At 33.3% G+C, this 24,705-nt stretch carries 23 protein-coding genes and 1 pseudogene; 21 read left to right on the top strand and 3 right to left on the bottom strand.

Going from position 1 to position 24,705, the window contains the following annotated elements:
• Nucleotides 1-165: 165 nt before the first annotated feature.
• The 4 genes from gpmA (at nt 166) to spoIISB (ending at nt 2,463) form a co-directional block, all read left to right on the top strand.
• Nucleotides 166-903, top strand: coding sequence for a 2,3-diphosphoglycerate-dependent phosphoglycerate mutase (gene gpmA, locus LMD38_RS14465; protein WP_000594137.1), 738 nt, complete (start codon nt 166-168; stop codon nt 901-903).
• Nucleotides 904-1,240: 337 nt separating this feature from the next.
• Entirely contained in the window at nt 1,241-1,978 is a 738-nt protein-coding gene (locus tag LMD38_RS14460) for a type II toxin-antitoxin system SpoIISA family toxin (protein ID WP_014893739.1), read from the top strand.
• 107 nt (nt 1,979-2,085) lie between these two features.
• A complete protein-coding gene (locus LMD38_RS14455) occupies nt 2,086-2,214 on the top strand; it encodes a hypothetical protein (protein WP_000588714.1) in 129 nt (42 codons plus the stop codon).
• A 72-nt stretch (nt 2,215-2,286) separates the two neighbouring features.
• Nucleotides 2,287-2,463: a stage II sporulation protein SB gene (gene spoIISB / locus LMD38_RS14450; protein WP_000852590.1), complete on the top strand. Its 177-nt coding sequence runs from the start codon at nt 2,287-2,289 to the stop codon at nt 2,461-2,463.
• A gap of 18 nt (nt 2,464-2,481) precedes the next feature.
• On the opposite strand, the gene LMD38_RS14445 is transcribed toward spoIISB, so the two are convergent.
• Entirely contained in the window at nt 2,482-2,871 is a 390-nt protein-coding gene (locus LMD38_RS14445) for a YxeA family protein (RefSeq protein ID WP_016717519.1), read from the bottom strand.
• Between the two features lie 216 nt (nt 2,872-3,087).
• Here LMD38_RS14445 and pepD point away from each other — a divergent pair, with 216 nt between their 5' ends.
• The 5 genes and pseudogenes from pepD (at nt 3,088) to LMD38_RS14420 (ending at nt 9,567) form a co-directional block, all read left to right on the top strand.
• Nucleotides 3,088-4,557, top strand: a complete 1,470-nt coding sequence (gene pepD / locus LMD38_RS14440; RefSeq protein WP_016717520.1) for a beta-Ala-His dipeptidase — start codon at nt 3,088-3,090, stop codon at nt 4,555-4,557.
• 200 nt (nt 4,558-4,757) lie between these two features.
• Nucleotides 4,758-5,363 (top strand): annotated as a pseudogene (locus LMD38_RS14435) (CatB-related O-acetyltransferase).
• Nucleotides 5,364-5,658: 295 nt separating this feature from the next.
• A complete protein-coding gene (locus tag LMD38_RS14430; protein ID WP_061182467.1) occupies nt 5,659-7,626 on the top strand; it encodes a penicillin-binding transpeptidase domain-containing protein in 1,968 nt (655 codons plus the stop codon).
• A gap of 590 nt (nt 7,627-8,216) precedes the next feature.
• Nucleotides 8,217-8,750, top strand: coding sequence for an RNA polymerase sigma factor (locus tag LMD38_RS14425; protein WP_016717521.1), 534 nt, complete (start codon nt 8,217-8,219; stop codon nt 8,748-8,750).
• Nucleotides 8,740-9,567, top strand: a complete 828-nt coding sequence (locus LMD38_RS14420) for a hypothetical protein (RefSeq protein ID WP_016717522.1) — start codon at nt 8,740-8,742, stop codon at nt 9,565-9,567. The genes LMD38_RS14425 and LMD38_RS14420 overlap by 11 nt, the downstream gene beginning before the upstream one ends.
• A gap of 14 nt (nt 9,568-9,581) precedes the next feature.
• Here the strand turns inward: LMD38_RS14420 and LMD38_RS14415 are convergent, their stop codons facing one another.
• A complete protein-coding gene (locus tag LMD38_RS14415; RefSeq protein WP_062822445.1) occupies nt 9,582-11,345 on the bottom strand; it encodes a peptidoglycan D,D-transpeptidase FtsI family protein in 1,764 nt (587 codons plus the stop codon).
• A 380-nt stretch (nt 11,346-11,725) separates the two neighbouring features.
• On the opposite strand from LMD38_RS14415, the gene LMD38_RS14410 reads away from it, so the two are divergent.
• From LMD38_RS14410 to LMD38_RS14380, 7 genes are all read left to right on the top strand, one after another.
• Complete coding sequence (locus LMD38_RS14410) at nt 11,726-13,852, top strand: peptidoglycan D,D-transpeptidase FtsI family protein (RefSeq protein WP_016717524.1); 2,127 nt, start codon at nt 11,726-11,728, stop codon at nt 13,850-13,852.
• Nucleotides 13,853-14,064: 212 nt separating this feature from the next.
• Nucleotides 14,065-15,012: a class A beta-lactamase Bla1 gene (gene bla, locus LMD38_RS14405; RefSeq protein WP_373925895.1), complete on the top strand. Its 948-nt coding sequence runs from the start codon at nt 14,065-14,067 to the stop codon at nt 15,010-15,012.
• A gap of 247 nt (nt 15,013-15,259) precedes the next feature.
• Nucleotides 15,260-16,102, top strand: coding sequence for a metallophosphoesterase (locus tag LMD38_RS14400; RefSeq protein WP_062822444.1), 843 nt, complete (start codon nt 15,260-15,262; stop codon nt 16,100-16,102).
• A gap of 217 nt (nt 16,103-16,319) precedes the next feature.
• Nucleotides 16,320-16,571, top strand: coding sequence for a hypothetical protein (locus LMD38_RS14395; RefSeq protein ID WP_000548621.1), 252 nt, complete (start codon nt 16,320-16,322; stop codon nt 16,569-16,571).
• A 184-nt stretch (nt 16,572-16,755) separates the two neighbouring features.
• Nucleotides 16,756-17,481 (top strand): ABC transporter ATP-binding protein, encoded by a 726-nt coding sequence (locus tag LMD38_RS14390; protein ID WP_001186989.1) that lies wholly within the window; start codon nt 16,756-16,758, stop codon nt 17,479-17,481.
• A complete protein-coding gene (locus tag LMD38_RS14385; protein WP_001266750.1) occupies nt 17,478-18,497 on the top strand; it encodes an ABC transporter permease in 1,020 nt (339 codons plus the stop codon). The genes LMD38_RS14390 and LMD38_RS14385 overlap by 4 nt, the downstream gene beginning before the upstream one ends.
• A 24-nt stretch (nt 18,498-18,521) precedes the next feature.
• Entirely contained in the window at nt 18,522-19,175 is a 654-nt protein-coding gene (locus LMD38_RS14380; RefSeq protein ID WP_016717527.1) for a TetR/AcrR family transcriptional regulator, read from the top strand.
• Nucleotides 19,176-19,310: 135 nt separating this feature from the next.
• On the opposite strand, the gene LMD38_RS14375 is transcribed toward LMD38_RS14380, so the two are convergent.
• Nucleotides 19,311-19,610, bottom strand: coding sequence for a WGxxGxxG family protein (locus tag LMD38_RS14375; RefSeq protein WP_016717528.1), 300 nt, complete (start codon nt 19,608-19,610; stop codon nt 19,311-19,313).
• A gap of 232 nt (nt 19,611-19,842) precedes the next feature.
• Between LMD38_RS14375 and LMD38_RS14370 the strand changes: the two genes are divergently transcribed.
• The 5 genes from LMD38_RS14370 (at nt 19,843) to mvaB (ending at nt 24,701) form a co-directional block, all read left to right on the top strand.
• The gene (locus LMD38_RS14370) at nt 19,843-20,811 is read left to right on the top strand and encodes a YbgA family protein (protein ID WP_016717529.1); all 969 of its coding nucleotides are present in this window, start codon (nt 19,843-19,845) and stop codon (nt 20,809-20,811) included.
• Nucleotides 20,812-21,027: 216 nt separating this feature from the next.
• The gene (locus LMD38_RS14365) at nt 21,028-22,173 is read left to right on the top strand and encodes an acyl-CoA dehydrogenase (protein ID WP_000397274.1); all 1,146 of its coding nucleotides are present in this window, start codon (nt 21,028-21,030) and stop codon (nt 22,171-22,173) included.
• Nucleotides 22,174-22,188: 15 nt separating this feature from the next.
• Nucleotides 22,189-23,526, top strand: a complete 1,338-nt coding sequence (locus tag LMD38_RS14360) for an acetyl-CoA carboxylase biotin carboxylase subunit (RefSeq protein ID WP_016717530.1) — start codon at nt 22,189-22,191, stop codon at nt 23,524-23,526.
• Nucleotides 23,527-23,552: 26 nt separating this feature from the next.
• Nucleotides 23,553-23,768: an acetyl-CoA carboxylase biotin carboxyl carrier protein subunit gene (locus tag LMD38_RS14355; protein ID WP_001985297.1), complete on the top strand. Its 216-nt coding sequence runs from the start codon at nt 23,553-23,555 to the stop codon at nt 23,766-23,768.
• 21 nt (nt 23,769-23,789) lie between these two features.
• Entirely contained in the window at nt 23,790-24,701 is a 912-nt protein-coding gene (gene mvaB / locus LMD38_RS14350; RefSeq protein ID WP_016717531.1) for a hydroxymethylglutaryl-CoA lyase, read from the top strand.
• Nucleotides 24,702-24,705 lie beyond the last annotated feature (4 nt).

The following is a 24,705-nucleotide window of genomic DNA, read 5'->3' as shown; positions in this document are numbered from 1 at the left end:
AAGAAATATATCTGTTTTATAGTTTGAAAAAGAACAAATTTTATCCATACATTTGGCAACTATGATTTGGTCATAGAGTGAATGGATAAAAAGATACATTACTAGATACTTTATACGTGTACGCGATGGAACAATAAAATTCACATTTCCGAAAGGGGAATTATTATGATAAAACTTGTACTTATTCGTCACGGACAAAGTTTATGGAATCTTGAAAATCGTTTTACTGGTTGGACTGATGTAGATTTATCAGAGAATGGATTAAGTGAAGCGAGAGAAGCAGGAGCAATATTAAAGAAAAATGGATATACTTTTGATGTTGCTTATACATCTGTATTAAAACGAGCAATTCGGACGTTATGGATTGTACTTCATGAGATGGACCTTGCATGGATCCCAGTACATAAATGTTGGAAACTAAATGAAAGACATTACGGTGCATTGCAAGGATTGAATAAAGATGAAACGGCGAAAAAATATGGTGAGGAGCAAGTTCATATTTGGAGAAGAAGTATTGATGTAAGACCACCTGCTCTTACTGAAGATGATCCTAGGTATGAAATGAATGATCCAAGATATAAAGCACTTAAAAAAGGTGAGCTTCCATTGACTGAATGTTTAGTGGATACGGAGAAAAGAGTACTTGCTTATTGGCATTCAGAAATCGCGCCATCATTAAAAAGTGGTGAAAAGGTAATTATTTCATCACACGGTAATACGATTCGTTCGCTAGTGAAATACTTAGATAACCTTTCAAGTGATGGTGTTGTTTCATTAAATATTCCAACGAGTATACCACTCGTTTATGAATTAGACGATAATTTACGACCAATTCGTCATTATTACTTAAGTATGGACGGAGAAGTACCAGAAGGGGAAATTCCGAAACATATTTCTTTTTAACATGAAAATTTGAAACGCGTGCTTGTCTACATATACAATGTAGATTCAGGATAAAGTGAAACTTTAATCAGTGGGGGGTGTTCGTCCCACTGATTATTAGTTGAACCAATCGGGCTTTTATGGGCAGTTGATCCCCCACCTATTTTCTTCGCTTTTGCAGAATGTTGAGATGGGGAGCTTACTGCCCACAAATAGCGGGGTAAAAGACGTGGCACCTTCTAATGTATATGCAATGTAGCTCAATTTAGAAGCTTGTCCACGTCTTTTGTCATAAAGAGAGCTGCTTGTGCATGTAATGATATCGTGAGTAGTTTTTGAATGGAGGGTGATGTCATTGGTGATCTCTAACATTCGAATCGGCTTATTTATTTTAGCAATCGTTTTTCTAGTACTTGTTTTCTTTTATTGGAAAAACGAAGAGTTGTACGAGGAGAAGAAGCAACGAATTAGAAAGACTTGGTATGGGTTGTTTATAATATCAGTCACCGTGTATTTCATGGTAAAAGGAATTGATTTAACCCTCTGGAAAAATCTTTTAATGTTCACTGCAATGGTTATTTTCGTTGATATTGCATTTATTTTAACACCTAATATTTCAGAAATATGGGGAGCAAAATTTAGCGATATCGGCAAGACTGTTCAATCGATAAAACGGTCATTAATTGCTTCTAAAGCAAGAGGAGAAATATACACAACAATTATTCAAAATGTCAATCCGGCAGTATTCGGTACGATGGAATGGCATACGGAAGAAGAATATACAAAAAGCTTAAACGTATTTTTAGATTCGTATGGTGAAAAGATTGGGGCAAAAATTGTTGTATTTGAAGCGGCAAAGGAATTAAATACCAACTTTCGCGGTATCCGTTCTCAATTTAGTATCATCGTTCCGTTTGAACATATTGAGCAATTGAATGAGCAGAAAGCGGTGCAAGTAGAAAATGTCGGAATTATACCAGCAAAAATAGTGAGTGATGTTTTCATTGTTATTGATGGTAAGAAAAATAACCTGCAAGATCGAGATTTTGAAAATGTATATAATTTAACAATACATCATAGTTATTTTAGTAAGTAGGACAGAACTTTCTGTCCTACTCTTTTATACATAAATTCGGAATAAATCGGAAAAAGTTGAATAAAATCGGACAATCATCCCTACACTAGCACGTAGAGGTGATTGTAGTGATAAAAGATTATGACAATGATTTTTTTAAAAAAGATAATGAAGATACAACAGATTTCTCGTTAATAAAAGGAGATACATTACAGCAAGTAGAAGAGCTAGAAGAAGAATTAAAAAGAAAATCATAAGTGTACACTCTTTCTGCATTTGCTATATAATATAAATAGAAGATTGTATCTTTTTGAAGAGGGGGAGAAGAGATGGCTGAAGTAAATATACAAAAGTCTTCATTTTTTAAAGAAAAAAAAGAAGAACCAAATACAGATTTCTCTCTTGTGAAAGGTGCGTTAACGGAAAATATAAATCGCTTAGAGAAACTGATGAATAATAGCAGTTCAAAATATATACGAGTGAAAAAAACAAAAGAAAATGCATAGTGCATTTTCTTTTGTTTTTTATTTAATATTAAACTTTTCTTTTATTTTTTCAGGTAAATCTGCTTTCTGAATCTCTTCATAGGATTTTACTTCAATTGATGATATTTCATTTTTGTTATTATCATCTTGATTTACAAATAGGCGTAAAAGTGCGTCTTCATTTAATTTATGGTCGTTTTCTTTTTTTGTACTTCTAAATGTAATTTGTTTTTTTACTCCGTTTTCATCATAAGCAGGGAGTGTGTAGTTACGTAAGTTTCTACCTTCTACTTTTTCGATAGTTCCTTCGCCTTTTATCTGCACGTAATATACATCTTTACCAATTCGATTGAGCGATGCTCTCTCACAGCCAATAGTAAAACTAGAAAATAATAAACATAGTGTAATAATTGTTAAAAACTTTTTCATTTTCTTTATCTCCTTCAATTTCTTTCTTTACACAGTATACGGCTATTATGAAGTGAGAAAAATCGATATAGATTACAACATCCTTACAATGTTGTAAGAGTGTTGTACATAAAATGAATAATATATTAAAAAGTTAAAAGAAAAGTAAAATAACGAATCATGGTATAATGATAAAAGACTTACATATTATTTTGTCATTTTGAGAGGAGCTTAAAAATGTATTCTACTTTAGAACAATTAACAAAGCACCCTGTATTTTATCATTTTGCAGAAATTTCAAAGATTCCTAGAGGATCGGGTAATGAAAAGGAAATTAGTGATTATTTAGTTGGTTTTGCAAAAGAGCGTAATTTAGAAGTAATTCAAGATGAAGCAATGAATGTCATTATTAAAAAAGAAGCAACTGCTGGCTATGAAAATGTACCAGCTATTATCATTCAAGGTCATATGGATATGGTATGTGAAAAAAATCAAGCAACCGTACATGATTTTGAAAAAGATCCAATTGAATTGCGAATCATTGGGGACATGTTATATGCAAATCAAACAACTTTAGGCGCTGATAATGGTATTGCAGTGGCGTATGCGATGGCTTTATTAGATTCGAAAGACATTCCGCATCCAGCACTTGAAGTAGTTATTACTACTGAAGAAGAAACAACAATGGGCGGTGCTTTTGCTGTTGATTCAAATCATTTTGAAGGAAAGATTTTTATAAATATTGATTCTGAAGAAGATCATAAATTACTTGTAAGTAGCGCAGGTGGTGCGAAAGCTGTTGAAACAATTCCAGTAATTTGGGATGAAGCGTCAGCGAATACGGATGCATATCGTCTACATGTTGGTGGTTTAAAAGGCGGACACTCTGGTATGGAAATTGATAAACAACGTGGTAATGCAAACAAAGTATTAGGACGAGTATTACGCGATTTATCAGCAAATATTCAATTTGATATAAGTGAAGTTCACGGCGGGTTAAAAACAAATGCAATTCCGCGTGAAAGTGTAGCTACAATTTTATTACGTCAAGAAGATGTAGAGAAGGTAGAAGAAAAGCTAGAGTCATGGACACGAGTATTACAAGAAGAAATGCGTGCTGTTGATCCAGATGTTCATGTTACACTTACAAAATTGGATGAGAAAGTAGAAAAAGTATTTGCTAAAGAGACGCAAAAACAACTTATTTCATCATTATTCTTAATCCCAAACGGCATTCAAAGTATGAGCATGGATATTAAAGGTCTTGTAGAAAGTTCAACAAATTTAGGTGTTATTGAAACGTTGCAAGATGAAATTAAATTACGTAACGAAGTGAGAAGTTCTGTAAGTAGTTTAAAACAACATGTTGCAGATGAGATTAAATGTATCGCCGATTTAGTTGGTGCAACATTTGAAATCGAGTCAGAGTATCCAGAATGGCCATACAATCCGAATTCACAAATTCGTAATTTGTTTGAAAAAGTGCATCAAGAAAAATACAATAAAGATGTTGAAATCTTTGCTGTACATGCAGGAATCGAATGTAGTGTATTCGTTCAAAAGATGCCTGAATTAGATGCAATTTCATTCGGTCCAGATATATTTAATGTTCACACTCCAGATGAACATATTAGTATTTCTTCTGTTGTGAATAACTGGGGATTCTTTGTTGATGTAATGAAGGGTACGAAAGAATTAGCTAAGTAATAATGATGAAATGAAAAGTAGCCTATAAAAATTTATAGGCTATTTTTTTGTATAGAGTTTTATTAGAGATTCCTTTGTAATAAAAGAAAGGCTTGAAGACAATGATTCGTCGTTTGAGAAAGCTAAAAAATGTAGCAGTCATAGTAAGCTTCTAAGTAAATTGTAAAAACCTACACTACTTAGAAGCGAGGAATAAAGTTATGAAGCATCCATTATGTAATCATTGGTCGGAAACAAAGTATATAAAAGATATAGTAACAAATCCACTCATTGAAGTAGGAGAGTACTCCTATTATTCAGGGTATTATGGTCATCAAAATTTTGAAGATGGCTGTGTAAGGTATTTGTGGGGGATGCTAAGTCCCGAGCACTTTTCAATCCAATTGAACAGATGGGATGGCATCTTGATAAACTCATTATTGGGAATTATGTTTGTATTGCCAGTGGAGTAGTCATTTTAATGGGTGGTAATCATAATCATCACTCAGAATGGATTACAGTATATCCATTCGCTGAGCAAATTGAACAGTCATATCAATTATAATGCCTGGCGTTACAATCGGTGAAGGCGCAATCATTGCAGCAGGATCTGTCGTAAGTAAAGATGTTCCGCCGTATACAATAGTGGGGGAACTCCAGCTAAAGAAATAAAGAAACGATTCACTGATACAGAAATAAATTTGCTGATGGAAATGCGTTGGTTTGATTGGGATAGAGAATTAGTTGAGAAGGCAATGCCTATATTATCTAGCTCATCTATCAATCTATTATATGATTTTTATAAAAAGGAAGTAAAAAATAGATAAGTCTGTGAAAAAACTACATTCTATATAGGATGTAGTTTTTTATTATAAGAGATTAATAGTCTAGACTAAGGAGAATTTATCTCTGGTATGAGTCTAGCAAATAACTGAATTGAATAATTAAACCTTTATAGTTAATAAAACCAGTGTGTCTCGATATTTAATCGAACACACTGGTTTTATTTTTTGTAAATGTGGAACAATTTCATTACTTGCACTGTCTATTAAGTGTTACAACATTTTTTATTCAATATATCAAGAAAGAAATAAATATTTTTAACTAAGGGAGAAGATTGAATTGAAAAAATTATGGATGCTGCTTTTCTTTTGTTCCGTAGTTATATTGGTAGGATGTAATAAAAACGAATCGCCAAAACAAGCATTTGAAGAATATATAAATTTATGGAATGATAAAAAATTTGCAAATATGTATGATCATTTATCAGAACATGCCCAAAAAACGATTTCTAAAAAGGAATTCACAGAGAAATATCAAAAAATTTATGAAGGTATTGGCGTTAAGAATTTAAAAGTTAAAACGAAAGGAGAGAATGCAAAAGATAAAGAACTTTTACTTTTTGAAGTTAAGATGGATACAGGTGGAGGAACAGCTTCATTTATCCATGAGGCAAAACTTGTAAAAGAGAAAGAATCTTGGAAAATAGATTGGACACCAGATTTTATTTTTCCAGGTATGAAAAAAGATTACAAAGTACGTATGCAAATAGAACAAGGAAAACGTGGGGAAATATACGATCGAAATGGGAAAGGTCTAGCAACGAATGGTAAAGCGACTGAAGTTGGAATTATTCCAGAGAAACTAGGCGAAACGGCGGCGCAAACAAAAGAAATAGTAGCACAGTTACTGGATATGTCTATAGAAGAGGTCGATCAGAAGCTTACAGCGAAATGGATAAAGCCGGATTCCTTTGTACCAATTGGTATTTTAAAAGAGGGAACTAGACAGAATGATTATATTGAATTAGAAGGAGTATCATCTCGTCCAGTCAATATTCGTACGTATCTATTAGGTGAAGCAGCTGCACATTTAATTGGATATATAGGAAAGGTGAATGCAGAGGAATTAAAATCGCTTCAAAAAAGAGGTTATCAAGCTGATGATTTAATAGGTAAGACAGGTTTAGAGAAAGTACTGGAGAATAAATTGCGTGGTGAAAAGGGTGGACGCGTATTTATAGAAGATGAAAACGGGAAAGAAATTAAAAACGTAGCCAAAAAAGAAGCGAAAGCAGGGGAAAATGTTACGTTAACAATTGATGCTGCAATTCAAGAAAAAATCTATAATGAGATGAAAAATGAAGCCGGCTCTAGTGCAGCTATCAATCCTAAAACAGGTGAAACAATCGCGCTTGTAAGTAGCCCTGCGTATAATCCAAATACAATAGTTAGAGGAGCATCAAAGGCCCAACGAGAAGCATGGAATAACGACTCGAAACTACCAATGATGAATCGCTTCACACAAGCATTTGTACCAGGTTCCGTATTTAAAACGATTACAGGTGCAATTGGTTTGGAAACAAACGCAATAAAACCTAAGGAAGAATTTAATATTCAAGGATTAAAGTGGACAAAAGATTCCTCTTGGGGAAATTATTATGTAACACGTGTGAAGGATGCAAGTCCAATTGATTTTGACAAGGCAATGAAGTATTCTGATAATATTTATTTTGCTCAACAAGCTTTGAAAATGGGAAAAGATCAGTATGTAAATGAATTTAAGAAATACGGATTTCATGAAAAATTACCAATTGAATACGAATTTCCTATTTCAATCATTGCAAGAGATGGGATAAAAAATGATATTCAACTAGCAGACACGGGATACGGACAAGGACAAGTATTAATGACACCACTTCATTTAGCATTAACATATGCACCGATTGTGAATGAAGGGAATATTCCGTCGCCTCATCTTTTAAAAGAAGCAAAAGTTACGGGGAATTGGAAAGAAAATGTGATTTCTAAAAAGAATCAAGACATATTAAAGAGTGCATTAATCAAAGTCATTAATGACGCTGATGGCGCGGGGAGAATTGCTAAGATTGATGGTGTAACTCTTGCTGGTAAAACAGGTACAGCAGAATTGAAAGAATCGAAAGAGGCAGACGGAAAAGAACTCGGATGGTTTGCAGCTTTTGATGCAAATGAGCCAGACATGATTGTAACCATGATGATTGAAGATGTAAAAGGAAGAGGAGGGAGCAATGTTCCAGGCGAAAAAGTAAAACATGTTTTTCAGAAATAATAGCTTATCATAAGGTGAAATCTTCTAGTAAATTCACTATATGTTTGCTTAACTCAAAGGTATAAATTGCGTGAGATATAGAACAAATATATTTTGAAAAAGCATTCTTGCTAGTCGAGAATGCTTTTTTACTGTGGCTACAGAAAGTTGATAACTCATCTTCATTTTTGAAAGGTTGATATTGTAAATAGTAAATAGAAGAGTAAAACAAAATGAAATGGACAAGTTTTAAAATTAAACAAAACAGTTATTTAGTAAAACATAAATAGAGCACACAAATAAGCATGCTCTAAGAAAAAATGTGATATAAGTGGAGTGTTGTATGAAATTCACAAATAATAATCAAATTTTTATGAGTGTATTTTTAACATTGTATGCTTTACTTGTTTTTTAGGAGCCTGTCATGTAAGAGAATGTATAGGGGATTATTTTATGAAAGTAATTGCACACCTTTACATTCTCAAGAGGATTTTTCTATCAAAAAAAGATAAACAATGGAACAAATGAAACTTGTATCTTGTCTATATATTGAAACCATAATAAAAGTGAGGGCAGTTTTATGTTTATTCAAATAAGTTTGAGGTGTGGAAATGGAACAGACGTTTATTGAAAAGTGTAATCATGATGAGCTGGACTATGTTATAAAAGACTATTGGCAAGATGTATGGAATTATTCATTTATTATTACGAAAGATCCACACTTATCAGATGATATCACGCAAGACGTATTTATAAAGGTATTTAAAAATTGGAATTCATTTCGAAAGGAGTCATCTATTAAAACGTGGATATTAAAAATCACAAGAAATACGGCAATAAACTATTTGAAATCATCTTATTTTAAAAAAATATCTTTAGTAGGTTTTTTTAGTGACGATAAGCAAACTGTGTCGGCAGAACAAGAATTTTTTAAGCAAGAAGAAATGAATGATGTGTGGAAAGTTGTATTAAAACTACCTAAAAAGCACCGTGAAATAATAATATTGGATGCAAAATATGAATTATCTTATGAAGAAATGGCTGAAACACTAGGAGTATCCATTGGAACTGTAAAATCTAGATTAAGTAGAGCAAGAAGTAAGGTTTCAAAATTAATAGGGGAGGGTAGTAGTGATGAACAATAAACAAAATCCTGACTGGTATAGAAAATTAAAAAAAGGCCCAATGGAACACCGTAAAAACGAAGAAGAATATATTTATAAAATAAAGCAATCTATATATGAAAGTAATGAGGGAGGCTCTCTAAAACAAACAAGACGATTTCGTAAAAAAGTATTGCCAATTGTTGTGGTTTTAGCTTGTACATTTTTATTTTTTATTGTTCAACAACCTTGGCTTGATGATAATAAATCACCGGTACAAAGTAGTACACAAATTAAGCCTAAAACAAAAGATGAGTCTGCTCAAGATCCAACATTAAAACAATTCATGAATGAGTTATATCAAAGTACAAATGTAAAAAATAAAAATGAATTGTATAAAGCGTTAAACGATGAAGTTCAATTTAAAGGGAAGAGTTATAAGAAGGATGAATTGAATTTTGATGAAGATATTTTTCATGAGTTGCAAGTCGCACTTACAATGGGGGGAGAATTTGCAAATGATACAAAACATGTATATAAAGTACCAAGTGGATTGACAGAAAATAACCAACCAAAGCAACCTCATTTTATATATGCGACTGTTACTGGGAATAAAACGAAAATTTTAGCTGAACCAAAGCGAGAATCACAAGTTTTATATGAAGTATCGAATGAAATGGTAAAAGCTTGGATTCCAGAAAAAGTGCAGAAGGATGAATATATAAAAATATCGACAATTAACGGTAATACTGGATATGTACAAAAAGAGTATGTTTTAACTGACATTAAATACTCATTTATGTTTGAAAAGAATAATGAAGGTGAATGGAAAATAATAAATATAGATTCTATTTGGTAAAAAAGGAAGGTTCATTAAAGTGAACCTTCCTTTTTGTTTTTATTCTCTTTTTGAAGAGTATTCCAGGACTCTAAAATTTCTGATGTAACGAGAGCAGCAATGTTTTTTTCTGAATTACTACCAGGAATAACGACAGAAACGGCAACTTGTGGATCTTCGGTAGGAGCATATGCAATGAATAGAGAATGATTGATCATTCTTGCTTGCTCATTCGGAAAACCTGTAATACCTGTTTTACCAGCGACGTCGAAGGGCAACTTTTTAATCTCCTCTATATTTTGACTCATTCCACCTTGTACGACACTCCAAAAGTTCATTGGGTAACGATTTGAACTTTCTAAAATTGGTTTAAACTTTTTTGTTTCTTTACCATCTTGAACAATAATAGCACTTGCCATTTGTGGTTTATATTTATCACCTTTACTTGCTAAAGTTGCTGCATATTGAGCAAGTTGAAGAGGAGTATGCACTTCATTTCCTCCCCAAGAGGCATTTAATAAAGCGGAAATTCCATTTTCAAACTTATTAGAGGGATGGAATTCATATTGTCCGTCTTCTTCAAAGGGTAAATCAATCCCGGTTTTAGAACGTAGGCCGAATTGCATTAAATAATCTGTCCATATATGTGCCACTTTTTCTATATTTCCATTATTTTGGTTAAATAAGGGCAAAGCTACTTTTGCTGTCATAAATGTGTTAGATGAATTAATGATAGCCTGCCTCGGTGTAATCTCACCTGTTGGTGTTCCAGGTGCATTCGTAATATTATTTTGATTATCATACTGAAAAGTACCCTTATCTAAGTAAGTATCTTCAGGTTGAAAAAGTTTTTCGTTTAATCCAATTAAAATAGTAAGTGGCTTTATAGTAGAAGCCATATTTACATAAGATTCACCATACTTTAATTTTTGAATTGCTTTATTTTGCGAAAGTGATTTTATGTTATTTATTTTAGTTGATACATGTGTATGTAATATATTTGGGTCAAAAACTGCCGAGTTGGCCATAGTTAAAATTGCGCCAGTTTTTGCATCGCTCACTACAGCATAACCAGCTTTAGCATCAGGTGTTTTCTTAATTTGAGATCTTAATGCTTCCTCTGTTTTTTGCTGCAACTCAGAGTCTAAAGATAGCCGGACATCTTTTCCTTTTTGTACTTTTTGAATGTTCCATAAGAACTTTTTATTATTCAATTTAAAAATAAGAGTTTTACCTGGTTTTCCTTTTAAATCATTTTCATATTGCAACTCAATCCCGCTTTTTCCAACAACCATATACTTTGAATTAAGGTCATGTTCTACATACCCAATTACCTGTGAACCAATTTCGTGTTTAGGATAATAACGTATTACTTCATCTTTAATTATTACATTTTTGGGTTTGTTTTTGTTTATGAATGCAAGTTCGTTCTCAGTTATGTCAGAGTATAACGGTATATCATTCATAGTTTGCTTTTTACAAGATTGTTGTAATTGAGATTTTATATTCTCTGTAGAAATATGATGTTGAAACTCGTTTGAAAATTGATTGAAAAAAGCTAATGTGTTTGCTGTATCTTGTTTTGATAGCTTGTCCTCATTAGAAGTGCAATATAAAGACTTAACTTTCTTATTTGTAGCTAGTATTACACCATTTTGATCAAGTATTTCTCCTCTTTCAGCTGAAGAAGTTTCGGTAGTAATTGAAACGAAATGGCTTTTTAATAAAATGATTAAAATAACACCTACAATAGAAATAACCGCTATAAATCTCCATCTTTTTATTTTTGTATGTAACATAAAATCCTCCCTTTTTAGCCTATTCCATATTATAGTTAATTATTTTTTTTGTAAATGTGGAACAACTTTATTATTTAGATTGTCTATTAAGTATTACAGCATGAAGAAAGGAATAATTAACATGAAAATTTACTAGCAAGCCTATATGTAAGTTTAATAAGAGTCATTATACAGTTTAGCACTTCTGATACAAGCGGAAAAAATAGAGAGAGAACAGGAAGGCAGAGTTATTAATTACGTAGCTAAACGAAAAGAAATAGATGCTTACAAGCATTAAGCAAAAAATTGTGGCGATATTTATAACCGATTATTGTTATCTAATATATAAGGAATGCTTTTGGTATTTGTAGCAATTTCTGAAAGGATTAAATGGAGGATTTATGAAAGAACAAAAAGGTAAGAAGCAGAAGACATATATATATATTCGATTAAATATAATGTTCCTTTGCATATTTTTATTATTTTCAGCTATTATTATGCAGCTAGGAAAAGTACAAATCGTTGAAGGAGAGGCTTATAGGAACCAAGTGGAAAACAGTCAAAATGCAATAACTAGTATTTCAGTTCCACGTGGACAAATTTTAGATCGAGAAGGGAAAACAGTCGTTAATAATAAACCTCTTCGCACAATTACGTATACAAGGGTAAAGGGGATTACGAGTGAAGCTATTTTAAAAACAGCAAAAGACTTGGCGGAAGTACTTGAAATGCCCGAACAAGATATAAATAAATTAACTGATATCGATAAAAAGGATTTTTGGATGCAGTTGAATACGAAGCGTGCGGAAACAATGATTACGAAAAAAGATATAGAAAAGTTTAAAGAAAAGGGAATAGAGGGAAAAGAGTTAGATAAAAAAATAGAAGATTTAAGACGAAGTCGCGTTACAGAAGTAGAATTGGGTGAGTTAACAGAACAAGATTTAAAGGTGTTAGCTATTAAAAGTAAAATGAGTTCAGGTTATCAACTAACACCACAAATTATTAAAAAAGATGTAACAGATGAAGAGTATGCGCGGATAAGTGAAAATCTTGCGGATTTTCCAGGGGTAGATGCAACGGTTGATTGGGAGCGCAATTATGTAAATGGTGATTTATTTCGTTCCGTGTTAGGTAATATTACGAGTAGTGAAGAAGGTTTGCCAAAAGAAAATTTAGATTCTTATTTAGTACGCGGATATAACCGTAATGATCGTGTAGGGAAAAGTTACATTGAACAACGATATGAAGATGTGTTACATGGCACAAAAGAAGAAGTGAAAAATATTACAGATAAATCAGGAAATATTATAAACACAGAAATAATTTCTAAAGGAAAAAGTGGTAATAGTTTAACATTAACGATTGATATGGAATTACAACAGAAAGTGGAAGAAAGTTTAGAGAAAAATTTGAGAACTTTTAAGAGTTCAGAGCCACTATTGGACCGAGCTTTTGTTGTTATGACGAATCCAAATAACGGACAGATTTTATCTATGGCAGGCAAAAGGATTGTAGAAAAAGAAGGGAAAATGGAAATCGAGGATTTGGCATTAGGTAATATGACAACTTCGTATGAACTAGGATCAGCTGTAAAAGGTGCAACTTTATTAACTGGATATGAGACAGGGGCAATACAACCAGGAGATCAATTTTATGATGCGCCGATGAAATTTAAAGGTACACAAGCTAAGAAATCGTGGAATGTATCCGGATTTGGTAATATTAATGATTTACGAGCTCTACAAGTATCTTCGAATGTATACATGTTCCAAACAGCTTTAAAAATTGCGGGCGTTCATTACGTACCAAATGGTTCATTGGATATAAAACAAGAAGCATTTAATACGATGCGCTATTATTTTAAGCAATTTGGTTTAGGAGTTCCTACGGGTATTGATTTACCGAATGAAATAATTGGACAAACTAGAAAAGTAGATAGCCAGCCTGGGTTTTTACTAGATTTTTCTATCGGGCAGTATGATACGTATACGCCATTGCAATTAGCACAATATATTTCAACAATTGCTAATGGCGGTTATAGAATGCAACCTCAAATTGTACAAGAAATACGAGAGCAATCAATAAAAGAAGAGGTTGGAAAAGTTATTCGCTCAATAGAGCCTGTCGTATTAAATCGAATTGATATGAAGACAGAACATATTAATCGGATAAAAGAAGGCTTTAGATGGGTATTCCAAGAAGGTGATGGAACTGGCGTGAAGTATTTCAAAAATGCTCCATATAAACCAGCAGGAAAGACAGGAACAGCTCAAACTGTATATGGTGGAGATGATCCAATTGGTAGAAATGCAAAAGGAGAACGTATGGAATGCTACAACTTAACGTTAGTTGGATATGCTCCATACGATAATCCAGAAGTAGCGTTCTCAGTAGTAGTTCCGTGGCTTCATAATGATAAAAGTGGAATTAATTCTATAATTGGAAAGGAAGTTTTAGATGCATACTTTGATTTAAAACAGAAACGTATACATGGTGAAGCTGCTAGTACAGATAGTTCTAAGTAAAATTAGTAATATTCGAGTGCTTTTCTCAGGGAAGAGACCCTGTTTATATAAAGGTATTTATAAGTGGAAAATGAGATGTGAAATAAGAGATAGCGGCGATCATAGCTACTATTTCTTATTTTGTTAATAACTCTCATACTAATTATAAATTTTTTAGTTTATGGAACAAATTTGTTTCGGTGATTGTCTATTATGTGTACGTATAAAGAGGTATTAAGAATTTGAAAGGAATGATGATTTTGAAAAACAAGAGGATGCTAAAAATAGGAATATGCGTTGGTATATTAGGTATAAGTCTTACAAGCTTAGAAGTTTTTAAAGGAGAGACATTGCAAGTTGAAGCGAAAGAAAAGACTGGAAAAGTGAAACATAAAAATCAGGCGACGCATAAAGAGTTCTCTCAACTTGAGAAGAAATTTGATGCACAATTAGGTGTATATGCGATTGATACTGGTACAAATGAAACCATTGCTTATCGACCTAACGAAAGATTTGCCTTTGCATCAACTTACAAGGCTTTAGCGGCAGGAGTATTGCTACAGCAAAACTCAATTGATACATTAAATGAAGTTATCAAATTTACGAAAGAAGACTTAGTGGATTATTCACCTATTACAGAGAAACATATAGATACTGGAATGACGCTAGGAGAAGTTGCAGAGGCTGCAGTTCGTTATAGTGATAATACTGCAGGAAACATTTTATTTCATAAAATAGGCGGACCGAAAGGGTATGAAAAAGCGCTTAGACAGATGGGGGATCGGGTTACTATGTCTGATCGCTTTGAAACAGAATTAAACGAAGCTATTCCAGGAGACATTCGTGATACTAGTACAGCGAAAGCAATTGCTACGAATCTTAAAGATTTTACGGTCGGAAATGCGCTTCCAGATGATAAACGTAAAGTACTTACAGATTGGATGAAAGGGAATGCAACTGGAGACAAGCTTATTCGTGCGGGCGTACCAACTGACTGGGAAGTTGGAGATAAATCAGGAGCGGGAAGTTATGGAACACGAAATGATATTGCTATCGTTTGGCCACCAAATAGAGCACCAATTATTATCGCAATTTTATCTAGTAAAGATGAGAAAGGGGCTACCTATGATAATCAACTAATTAAAGAGGCGGCTGAAGTTGTAATTGATGCTATTAAATAATAATTTCTTAGTTATTTCAGTTCTTTACCATATGTTATTGGATGTATAAAATTAGAAAACGATTCTTTTTCGTATGAAAAGAATCGTTTTTGTATTTTTATTATTAAGAGGATAAAGGTAAAATAAATATATATGACGTATTCGATATGAAATTTCATGTACTGTACTATATTCAATAAAAACCAAAATGTATCATATAATTCTGTTAACATAAAATAAGTGTTTTATAAAAATAAAAGGAGAGAATATGAAGAGAAATATTAATAGAATCATATTGTTTATTGGCATATTAGTAGCTTTTATTACTTTTTTATATTTACAGAACAATTTAATAGGTATAACTGAGGTTAAAATAACCTCTAGTAAAATACCCTCCTCTTTTAAAGGGTATAAAATTCTACAAATTTCAGACTTACACAATAAACAATTTGGCAATAAGCAAGGTGTGTTAATTCAAAAAATTGAAAGCATAGACCCAGATATTATTGCGATTACGGGTGATTTAATTGACAGTAAATCATACGATGCAGAAGTTAGTATGCAATTAATACGAGAAATTGTAAAGGAGTATCCTGTATATTTTGTGACAGGAAACCATGAACAATGGTCTGGAAAGTATAACCGTTTAGAAAAAGAGTTGAAGAAATATGATGTCAATGTTTTAAGGAATGAACATGTAGGCATTCGAAAGGGTGAGCAAGAAATAAATTTGCTAGGTATTGATGATCCGGAGTTTGTAACTGGAAACCGTGATGAAGGAAATATTGTAAAAGATGCAATTTTAAAAGCGAAATTTGAAATGCCTCCAAATACATTTAATGTATTACTATCCCATAGGCCTGAATTTTTGACAGAATACGCTGATGAGCAACTAGATTTAGTATTATCGGGTCATGCTCATGGAGGGCAAGTTAGATTGCCATTTATTGGCGGGTTAGTTGCTCCGAATCAAGGGGTATTCCCTACATATACAGCTGGTTTATATGAAGAACAAAATACGTCTATGGTAGTAAGTAGAGGATTAGGTAATAGTATCATTCCGCAAAGAATTTTTAATAGGCCAGAACTTGTAGTCGTGCAGCTAAATTAAGCTGTACGATTTTTTTTATACAAAAATGAGTAAAGGGGCTTTCTGTATTTTGCAGGAGTAAACATTACAATTTTGTTAAAAATTTTCTACGTTACATAAAGTAACAAAATTTGACCCGAAGAGTTTGTTATAGTGTAAATAATCAAAAAACTTAAAAATTAGTCGAGTGAAAAATGTGATAAGTAACTCATGTGAAAAAACTTAAAGGGGTGTACACATGCATAAAGAATATGAAATTGAAGAATATACGGCGATTGAGGAACAAATACATTATTATTGTAAATGTTTATTAGTAAGTCATCCTGATCAAATAATTAAGTATTTAGAAAAAAGGTTAGAAAAATACGCAGAAACATTACAATATGCCCATTTATATCCTGATACAGTTATATTACCGTTACAGCAGTTAGTTATCGAGTATTCTTTAGATGTTGCTAGAATTAGAAAATATATGAATTTAAAAACGTAAAATAAAATATATAATTTAAATGAAACAGAGTCGGCTTTAGGAAATGAAATTCTAATGTTGACTCTGTTTCATTGTTTAATATTGTGGATTGAAAATATATACTAATCAATGAAGTTTGACATATAATTACGCAAGAGTAAAATAAAAGTGAGTACTCACTCATTTTGAAAAGGGGGAAGAAAACGTGCAGCAACCTGCAATTATTTTACGAACCGTGTCAAAAAGTTTTGGAAAAAAAGAAGTTTTACACAATCTTTCATTACAAGTTGAAAAAGCAGAGATATTTGGTTTAGTTGGGCCTTCTGGTTCAGGGAAAACGACACTTATTAAATTGATTGCTGGTATTAATGAGCCGACTAAAGGTGAGGTGCTTGTTTACAACACGAACATGCCTAATTTAAATGAGATGAAAAGAATTGGTTATATGGCTCAGGCTGATGCATTATACGAAGAATTATCAGCATATGAAAATGCAGATTTTATGGCAACAATGTATGGATTAAAGGGAAAGCATAAAAAAGAAAGAATTGAAGAGGTTTTTGATCTTGTTCAATTATCACAACATATGAAAAAGCAAGTACAGCATTTTTCGGGAGGTATGAAGAAGCGTTTATCATTAGCGATAGCACTCATTCATGAGCCTGAAATATTAATTTTAGATGAGCCAACAGTGGGGATAGATCCACTTCTTAGAAAAACGATTTGGGAAAAATTTTATGATTTGAAAAAGAAAGGAACTACCATTATTGTAACAACACACATTATGGATGAAGCTGAGTTTTGTGAGCGTCTAGGGTTGATTAGAGAAGGAAAGCTAGTTGCGACTGGAGAGCCTGAAGAATTGAAAAAGCTGGTATCATCAGGACGGATTGAAGATGTCTTTTTGTTGGAAGAGGTGGCCCTATCATGAGAGTTACTGGTGTAATTATTCGTATTATTCGCCAATTTTTTCGAGATAAGCGTTCGTTAGCCATGATGTTTGGAGCACCTATGTTATTACTTTGGTTATTATCGCTAGTGTTTACACAAAAAGACTATGTACCGCATATCGCAGTTGTTGATATGCCGGTTCAGGTAGTAAAAGTGATGAAAAATCAGGAAGCGTCAATTTATGAATATAGTAAAGAAAAGGCAATGTCTGAGCTAGAAAATCAAAAGGTAGATGCAGTAATTCGTTTAGAAAATGGAAAAATGAATATTGTATTAGAAGGTAGTGATTCGTCAAAAAATCGTGCTGTACTTCAAATATTACAAAAAAGTACAGAGAAGAACGATGTATCGATAATGAAACCTGAAGTGAATTATTTACATGGCTCTAAAGACTTTACAATGTTTGATGGGCTTGGCCCTGTATTGATCGGTTTCTTTACATTTTTCTTTGTATTTATTTTATCAGGGGTGTCTTTCGTAAGAGAACGTTTAAGCGGTACGTTAGAAAGGTTATTATCGACTCCAATTAAAAGATGGGAAATAGTTGTAGGATATATTATTGGTTTTGGAATCTTTGCATTTATACAATCCATTATAATCGTAAGTTTTTCAGTTTATATTTTAGATTTGTATGTAGCTGGCTCTATATGGCTAACCCTACTTATTACATGTATGCTTTCTTTAACGGCACTAACTTTAGGGACGTTTTTATCAGCATACGCAAATAATGAATTTCAAATGATTCAGTTTATACCGCTTGTCATTGTGCCGCAAATATTCTTTTCTGGTTTGTTTCCAATTGAATCGATGAATAAGTGGCTCCAAATGTTAGGGAAATTATTTCCGCTCACATACGGCGCTGACGCAATGAGACAGGTGATGATTCGAAATCAAGGATTTACAGAGATTGCATTAGATTTAACTGTTTTACTATTTTTCTCAGTATTATTTGCAGTAGGGAATGTGTTTGCATTAAAGAAACATCGAAAAATATAATGATGATACAAAGGGGCATTATAAATGAAGAAGGATTGGCTGGAAGAATTAATTGCCGCAACAAATACAGACCAACGAAATGAACGTCAAATGCGTATATTAGAGGCGGCTGTTGATATGTTTGGAGAAAAAGGCTATGCTTCAACTTCAACAAGTGAAATTGCAAAACGGGCTGGTGTAGCGGAAGGAACAATCTTCCGCTACTATAAAACGAAAAAAGATTTATTGTTAGCAGTTGTCATGCCGACATTAACGAAGTTTGCTGCACCATTTTTCGTGCAAGCATTCGCAAAGGAAATATTTGAATCGGAGTATGAATCATATGAAGGGCTTCTAAGAGTTGTTATTCATAATAGATTTGAATTTGCAAAAAAGCATTTTCCAATGATAAAAATATTAATTCAAGAAGTGCCATTTCAGCCGGAACTGAAAAATGAAATACAGCAGTTAGTTGAAACAGAATTACTTTCACATTTTAAAAAGTTGATTGAAAAGTTTCAAGAAAAAGGGGAAATTATTGAAATGCCCCCAGTTACTGTTTTACGACTTACTTTATCAGCTGTATTAGGTTTATTATTAACACGATTTTTATTATTGCCAGAAGAAAAATGGAATGATGAAGCGGAAATTGAAAATACGATTCAATTCATATTGTACGGATTAACGCCACGAATTTAATCGCAGGCAAAAATGTGTGGCAGTGTGAAGTACATATTTTCCATTAAAAAAATAATAAATCGCCTTTAAAAAGGCGATTTATATCCATTATATATTTTTGATAAATAAGTACTGGTTTACTAAAAATGTTCTAAATTAACGTGTTTCTTTGTCTCTTCTTCTAAGGCCTAATAATCCTGCTAGTCCTAATAAACCGAGCCAAGCCCAATTATTATTTCTATCACGATTATCATTTAAATCATTTGTTGTATTTACATTTCGAGTTCTTACATCATTATTAACTCTGTCTAAGTTATTGTCATTAACTCGAGTTGAAATATCAGTTTTATTAACTCTATTCATATTAGTTCCATCGTATTCAGCTTGTACAGATGTACCTAAAAACATAATAGATAGTGCTAAAACACTTAAAATAGATGATAATTTTTTCTTCATAACGCTCCCTCCTTTCTTACATATTAATTTCTCCAGAGCATGTGTGTATTATTCGTTTCACAGTTTCTAAACCATCATTATAAAGGCCACATTTATAGAAAATAGAGTTGAATGATTGCTAATATATTATTGGCTATATATGTATCATAAAATTAAATGAATCAAACTTTGCTTAAAATGTTAATCTTAGTACAATTTATATTATACGGACTAGCATTAAGGAGGTAATGAAATGCGACAATTTGCAAAACCTACAATCGTTGTAAGTAAATGTTTAGAGTTTGATGCTTGTCGTTATAATGGAGAGATGATTCCCGATGTAACAATACGAAATTTGCAGCCATTTGTTACATTTATACCTGTTTGTCCAGAAGTCGAGATTGGATTGGGGACTCCTCGTGAAACGATACGCATTGTAGAAGAAAAAGGGGTGAATAAACTTGTGCAACCGTCTACAAGAGAAGACCTCACTGAAAAAATGGAGCAATTTTCAAATGAATTTTTACAAACGATATCAGATGTGGATGGTTTTATTTTAAAAAATCGTTCGCCAAGTTGTGGTACGCGTGATGTGAAAATTTATTCTGGTTTTGAAAAAGCACCAGCAAAAGGAAAGGGACCTGGTTTATTTGGCGGAGCAGTAATAAAAAATTTTTCGCATCTTCCAATTGAAGAAGAAGGTAGATTGTCGAATTTTATTATTAGAGAACATTTCTTTACAAGGTTATTTACAATCGCATATTACAAGATGATGAAACGGAATAAAAATATGAAAGACCTCGTATCGTTTCAGTCGGATAATAAATATTTATTTATGGCATATAATCAGGTAAAACAAAAGGAATTAGGGCGTATTATTGCAAATCACAAAAATGAAAAGATTGAAGTTGTATTTGAAAATTATGAGAAGACTTTATATGAATTATTTATGCGCACACCCCGCTATACATCGAATGTAAATGTATGTGAGCATATTTTTGGATACTTTAAAACAAAGCTGAAAAAACAAGAAAAAGATCATTTTTTAGATTTGATACAAAAATATAAAGAAAAGAAAATTCCGCTTAGTAGCTTACTTGCAATTTTAAAATCATGGGCTCTTCGATTTGATGAAAAGTATTTATTAAGACAAACATATTTCGAACCATATCCTGAAGCTTTAGTAGAGATTTCAGATTCAGGTAAAGGTAGAGATTATTAAACAAAAAATTACATAATTCGACAATAAAACTCCTATGTTGTTGTAGAACAATGTAGGAATTTTTTTGTGCATTAGTACAGAATCTGTTTTAAAATTAAATTATGACAGAATTATAACAATTATCTAACTAATATTCTTGTCTTTTCATTCGTAATGTTTGTAGTAGAAACTCGCACGCTGTCGAAACTCAATATTCGATAAGGGGTGTGTAGCGGAATGGAATTTACTCTAACTCGCGAAAAACAAATGATTAAAGAAATGGTACGTGACTTTGCTGAAAAGGAAATCGCACCGAAAGCTGTATATTATGACAAAACTGCAGAATTTCCATATGAAACATTTCAAAAAATGGGCGAACTAGGATTATTAGGTATCCCATTCCCAGAAGAGTATGGAGGTTCAGGTGGCGATACTGTATCGTACGCGTTAGCAGTTGAAGAAATTGGTCGTGCTTGTGGTGGAACAGGATTAAGTTACGCTGCAACAATTTCATTAGGTGCTTCTCCAATTTATTATTTCGGTACAGAAGAACAAAAACAGAAATATTTAGTTCCAATGGCATCAGGCAAAACGTTAGGTGCATTCGGACTAACTGAGCCGAATGCTGGATCTGATGCAGGCGGTACACAAACGAAAGCTATATTAGATGGAGACGAGTATGTTATTAGTGGTGAGAAGTGTTGGATTACAAATGCAGAGTATGCAAACACAATTATTGTAACCGCTGTCAACGGTGTTGAAGAGAATGGTAGAAAACGTATTTCTGCATTTATCGTACCGACTACTAGTGAAGGGTTAACGATTTCAAGCCCTTACGATAAGATGGGCGTACGTGCTTCTAATACATGTGAAATCGTACTTGATGGTGTACGTGTACCGAAAGAAAATATACTTGGTGATGTAAATAAAGGGTTTAAACAATTCTTATATACACTTGATGGAGGACGTATTTCAATCGCAGCATTAGCTGTTGGTATTGCGCAATCTGCATTTGAACGTGCACTGCAATATGCGAAAGAACGTCAACAATTTGGAAAGTCAATTTCTAATTTCCAAGCGATTCAATTTAAATTAGCTGATATGGCGACTGAAGTAGAGCTAGCGCGTAATTTAGTACATAAAGCAGCTTGGTTAAAAGATAACGATAAACCTTTCGGTAAAGAAGCGGCTATGGCAAAACTTTTCGCATCTGAGGCTGCTAGTCGTATTGCCAATCAAGCGGTACAAATTCACGGTGGATACGGCTATATGCGTGAATATGAAGTAGAACGACATATTCGTGATGCAAAACTATTAGAAATTGGTGAAGGAACTTCTGAAATTCAACGTCTTGTAATTGCTAGACATTTAGGATGTAGATAAAAAGGAGGAATCACTATGTTTCAAAAAATATTAATTGCTAATCGCGGGGAAATCGCAGTTCGTATTATGAAAACTTGTCAAAAACTTGGCATTCGCACTGTTGCTATTTATTCTGAGGCAGATGAAAATGCCTTGCATGTAAAAATGGCAAATGAAGCTTACTTAGTAGGTGGGCCGCGTGTCCAAGAAAGCTATTTAAACCTTGAAAAAATTATTGAAATAGCTAAGAAGACAAATGCTGAAGCAATCCATCCGGGGTATGGATTATTATCTGAGAATCCATCTTTTCCGGTTCGTTGTAAAGAAGAAGGAATCGTATTTATCGGTCCATCAGAAGAAATCATTACGAAGATGGGAAGTAAAATCGAATCACGTATTGCGATGCAAGCTGCAGATGTCCCAGTAGTTCCAGGTATTACTACAAATATTGAAACTGCTGAAGAAGCAATTGAAATTGCTAAACAAATTGGTTACCCATTAATGTTGAAGGCATCCGCAGGCGGCGGAGGCATTGGAATGCAGTTGATGGAAACTGAGCAAACGCTCACCAAAGCATTTGAAAGCAACAAAACAAGAGCACAAAACTTCTTCGGTAACGGAGAAATGTATTTAGAGCGCTATATTGCAGATGCACATCATATTGAAATTCAGCTTTTAGCAGATACACATGGTAACACAGTGTATTTATGGGAGCGTGAATGTTCAGTACAGCGCCGAAATCAGAAAGTAATTGAAGAAGCACCTTCACCATTTTTAGATGAAGGTACACGAAAAGCGATGGGTGAAGTTGCTGTACAAGCTGCTAAAGCACTTGGTTATACAAATGCAGGTACAGTTGAGTTTCTTGTAGATGATCAGAAAAACTTCTATTTTTTAGAGATGAATACGAGATTACAAGTAGAGCATCCAGTTACAGAAGAAATTACTGGTTTAGATCTTGTAGAACAACAACTTCTAATTGCATATGGTGAAAAATTATCGTTTACACAAAATGATGTAAAACGTAGTGGTCATGCCATCGAGGCACGTATTTATGCAGAAGATCCGAAAACCTTCTTCCCATCACCTGGGAAAATTACAGATTTAACGCTTCCAACAAATGTACGTATTGATCACTTTTTGGAGAATCAAGTAACGATTACACCTTTCTATGATCCAATGATTGCGAAAGTCATTGCTCATGGTGAAACGCGTGAAGAAGCAATTTCCAAATTACACGATGCATTAGAAGAATTAAAAGTAGAAGGTATTAAAACGAACACGCCAATGCTACTTCAAGTATTAGAGGACGAAGTGTTTAAAGAGGGCATTTATACAACAGGTTTTGTAACGAAACAACTTGTTAAAAAATAAGATTTAACAATACTAAGGGGGAAAAAATGATGACGAAAGTATATGCATCGATGGCAGGAAACGTTTGGAAGATTGTTGTAGGAGTAGGGGATACAGTAGAGGAAGAACAGGATGTCGTCATTTTGGAATCTATGAAAATGGAAATTCCAATCGTTTCAGAAGAAGCTGGCACAGTTATGAAAATTAATGTGCAAGAAGGCGATTTTGTAAATGAAGGAGATGTATTACTAGAAATTGAATAGGGAGATATAGGGGGAAGCGAATTGAAACTACCTAATTTTGCTGTCATTAAAGAAGTCGGGCCACGTGATGGCTTACAAAATGAAAAAAAGATTGTTGGCACAAAAGATAAAGTAAAATGGATTCAACTACTTACAGAGGCTGGATTATCGTACGTTGAAGTTTCCTCATTCGTTCACCCTAAATGGGTCCCTGCATTAGCAGATGCAAATGATGTGTTTTCTGAGCTGAAAAGGGATCCAAATGTTACATATGCAGCGCTTGTTCCAAATCAAAATGGTTTGGAGCGAGCTTTTTTGCAAAATGTAGATGAGGTGAATGTTTTTTTATCAGCAAGTGAATCTCATAATAAAAGCAATATTAATAAATCAATTCAAGAAGCATTAGTTGTAATTGAAGATATAACAAAACAGGCATTATTCGAAGGGAAAAAAGTAAGAGGCTATGTTTCTACTGTATTTGGATGTCCTTATGAAGGCGATATAAGCGTCATAGCAGTTGACGAATTATGTGATCAACTATTTTCATACGGCATTTATGAAGTGTCTCTTGGTGACACAATCGGAGTAGCGAATCCGTTACAAGTAGAGCGAGTATTAGAGCATTTATTAAAGAAATATAATGCTTCACAGTTTGCAATGCACTTCCATAATACGTACGGAATGGCTCTTGCGAATGTAGTAAAGTCTTTAGAATATGGTATTACAACATTTGATAGTTCTTGTGGTGGTCTTGGCGGCTGTCCATATGCACCAGGAGCATCGGGCAATGTTGCAACTGATGACTTAGTTCATATGCTCCATAAGTTAGGGGTCCAAACGAATATTGATGAAGAGAAGTTATTGAGAGCGAGTCAATTTATTCAAAGTAAATTAAATATCCAATTACCGAGTCATGTGTATAGAGCGCTTCAACATAAAACGATAAGTAGGTGAGAAG

This window comes from Bacillus pacificus, assembly GCF_020861345.1.
In the GTDB taxonomy this organism is placed as follows: Bacteria; Bacillota; Bacilli; order Bacillales; family Bacillaceae_G; genus Bacillus_A; species Bacillus_A pacificus.
This window is presented reverse-complemented; position numbering and strand designations above follow the sequence as displayed.

Bases quoted from the DNA above. Each gene is read 5' to 3' on its own strand.
- gpmA (WP_000594137.1), top strand. From the start codon at position 166: ATGATAAAACTTGTACTTATTCGTCACGGACAAAGTTTATGGAATCTT.
- spoIISB (WP_000852590.1), top strand. From the start codon at position 2,287: ATGGCTGAAGTAAATATACAAAAGTCTTCATTTTTTAAAGAAAAAAAA.
- LMD38_RS14445 (WP_016717519.1), bottom strand. From the start codon at position 2,871: ATGAAAAAGTTTTTAACAATTATTACACTATGTTTATTATTTTCTAGT.
- pepD (WP_016717520.1), top strand. From the start codon at position 3,088: ATGTATTCTACTTTAGAACAATTAACAAAGCACCCTGTATTTTATCAT.
- LMD38_RS14425 (WP_016717521.1), top strand. From the start codon at position 8,217: ATGGAACAGACGTTTATTGAAAAGTGTAATCATGATGAGCTGGACTAT.
- LMD38_RS14420 (WP_016717522.1), top strand. From the start codon at position 8,740: ATGAACAATAAACAAAATCCTGACTGGTATAGAAAATTAAAAAAAGGC.
- LMD38_RS14415 (WP_062822445.1), bottom strand. From the start codon at position 11,345: ATGTTACATACAAAAATAAAAAGATGGAGATTTATAGCGGTTATTTCT.
- LMD38_RS14410 (WP_016717524.1), top strand. From the start codon at position 11,726: ATGAAAGAACAAAAAGGTAAGAAGCAGAAGACATATATATATATTCGA.
- LMD38_RS14400 (WP_062822444.1), top strand. From the start codon at position 15,260: ATGAAGAGAAATATTAATAGAATCATATTGTTTATTGGCATATTAGTA.
- LMD38_RS14395 (WP_000548621.1), top strand. From the start codon at position 16,320: ATGCATAAAGAATATGAAATTGAAGAATATACGGCGATTGAGGAACAA.
- LMD38_RS14385 (WP_001266750.1), top strand. From the start codon at position 17,478: ATGAGAGTTACTGGTGTAATTATTCGTATTATTCGCCAATTTTTTCGA.
- LMD38_RS14380 (WP_016717527.1), top strand. From the start codon at position 18,522: ATGAAGAAGGATTGGCTGGAAGAATTAATTGCCGCAACAAATACAGAC.
- LMD38_RS14375 (WP_016717528.1), bottom strand. From the start codon at position 19,610: ATGAAGAAAAAATTATCATCTATTTTAAGTGTTTTAGCACTATCTATT.
- LMD38_RS14370 (WP_016717529.1), top strand. From the start codon at position 19,843: ATGCGACAATTTGCAAAACCTACAATCGTTGTAAGTAAATGTTTAGAG.
- LMD38_RS14365 (WP_000397274.1), top strand. From the start codon at position 21,028: ATGGAATTTACTCTAACTCGCGAAAAACAAATGATTAAAGAAATGGTA.
- LMD38_RS14360 (WP_016717530.1), top strand. From the start codon at position 22,189: ATGTTTCAAAAAATATTAATTGCTAATCGCGGGGAAATCGCAGTTCGT.
- LMD38_RS14355 (WP_001985297.1), top strand. From the start codon at position 23,553: ATGATGACGAAAGTATATGCATCGATGGCAGGAAACGTTTGGAAGATT.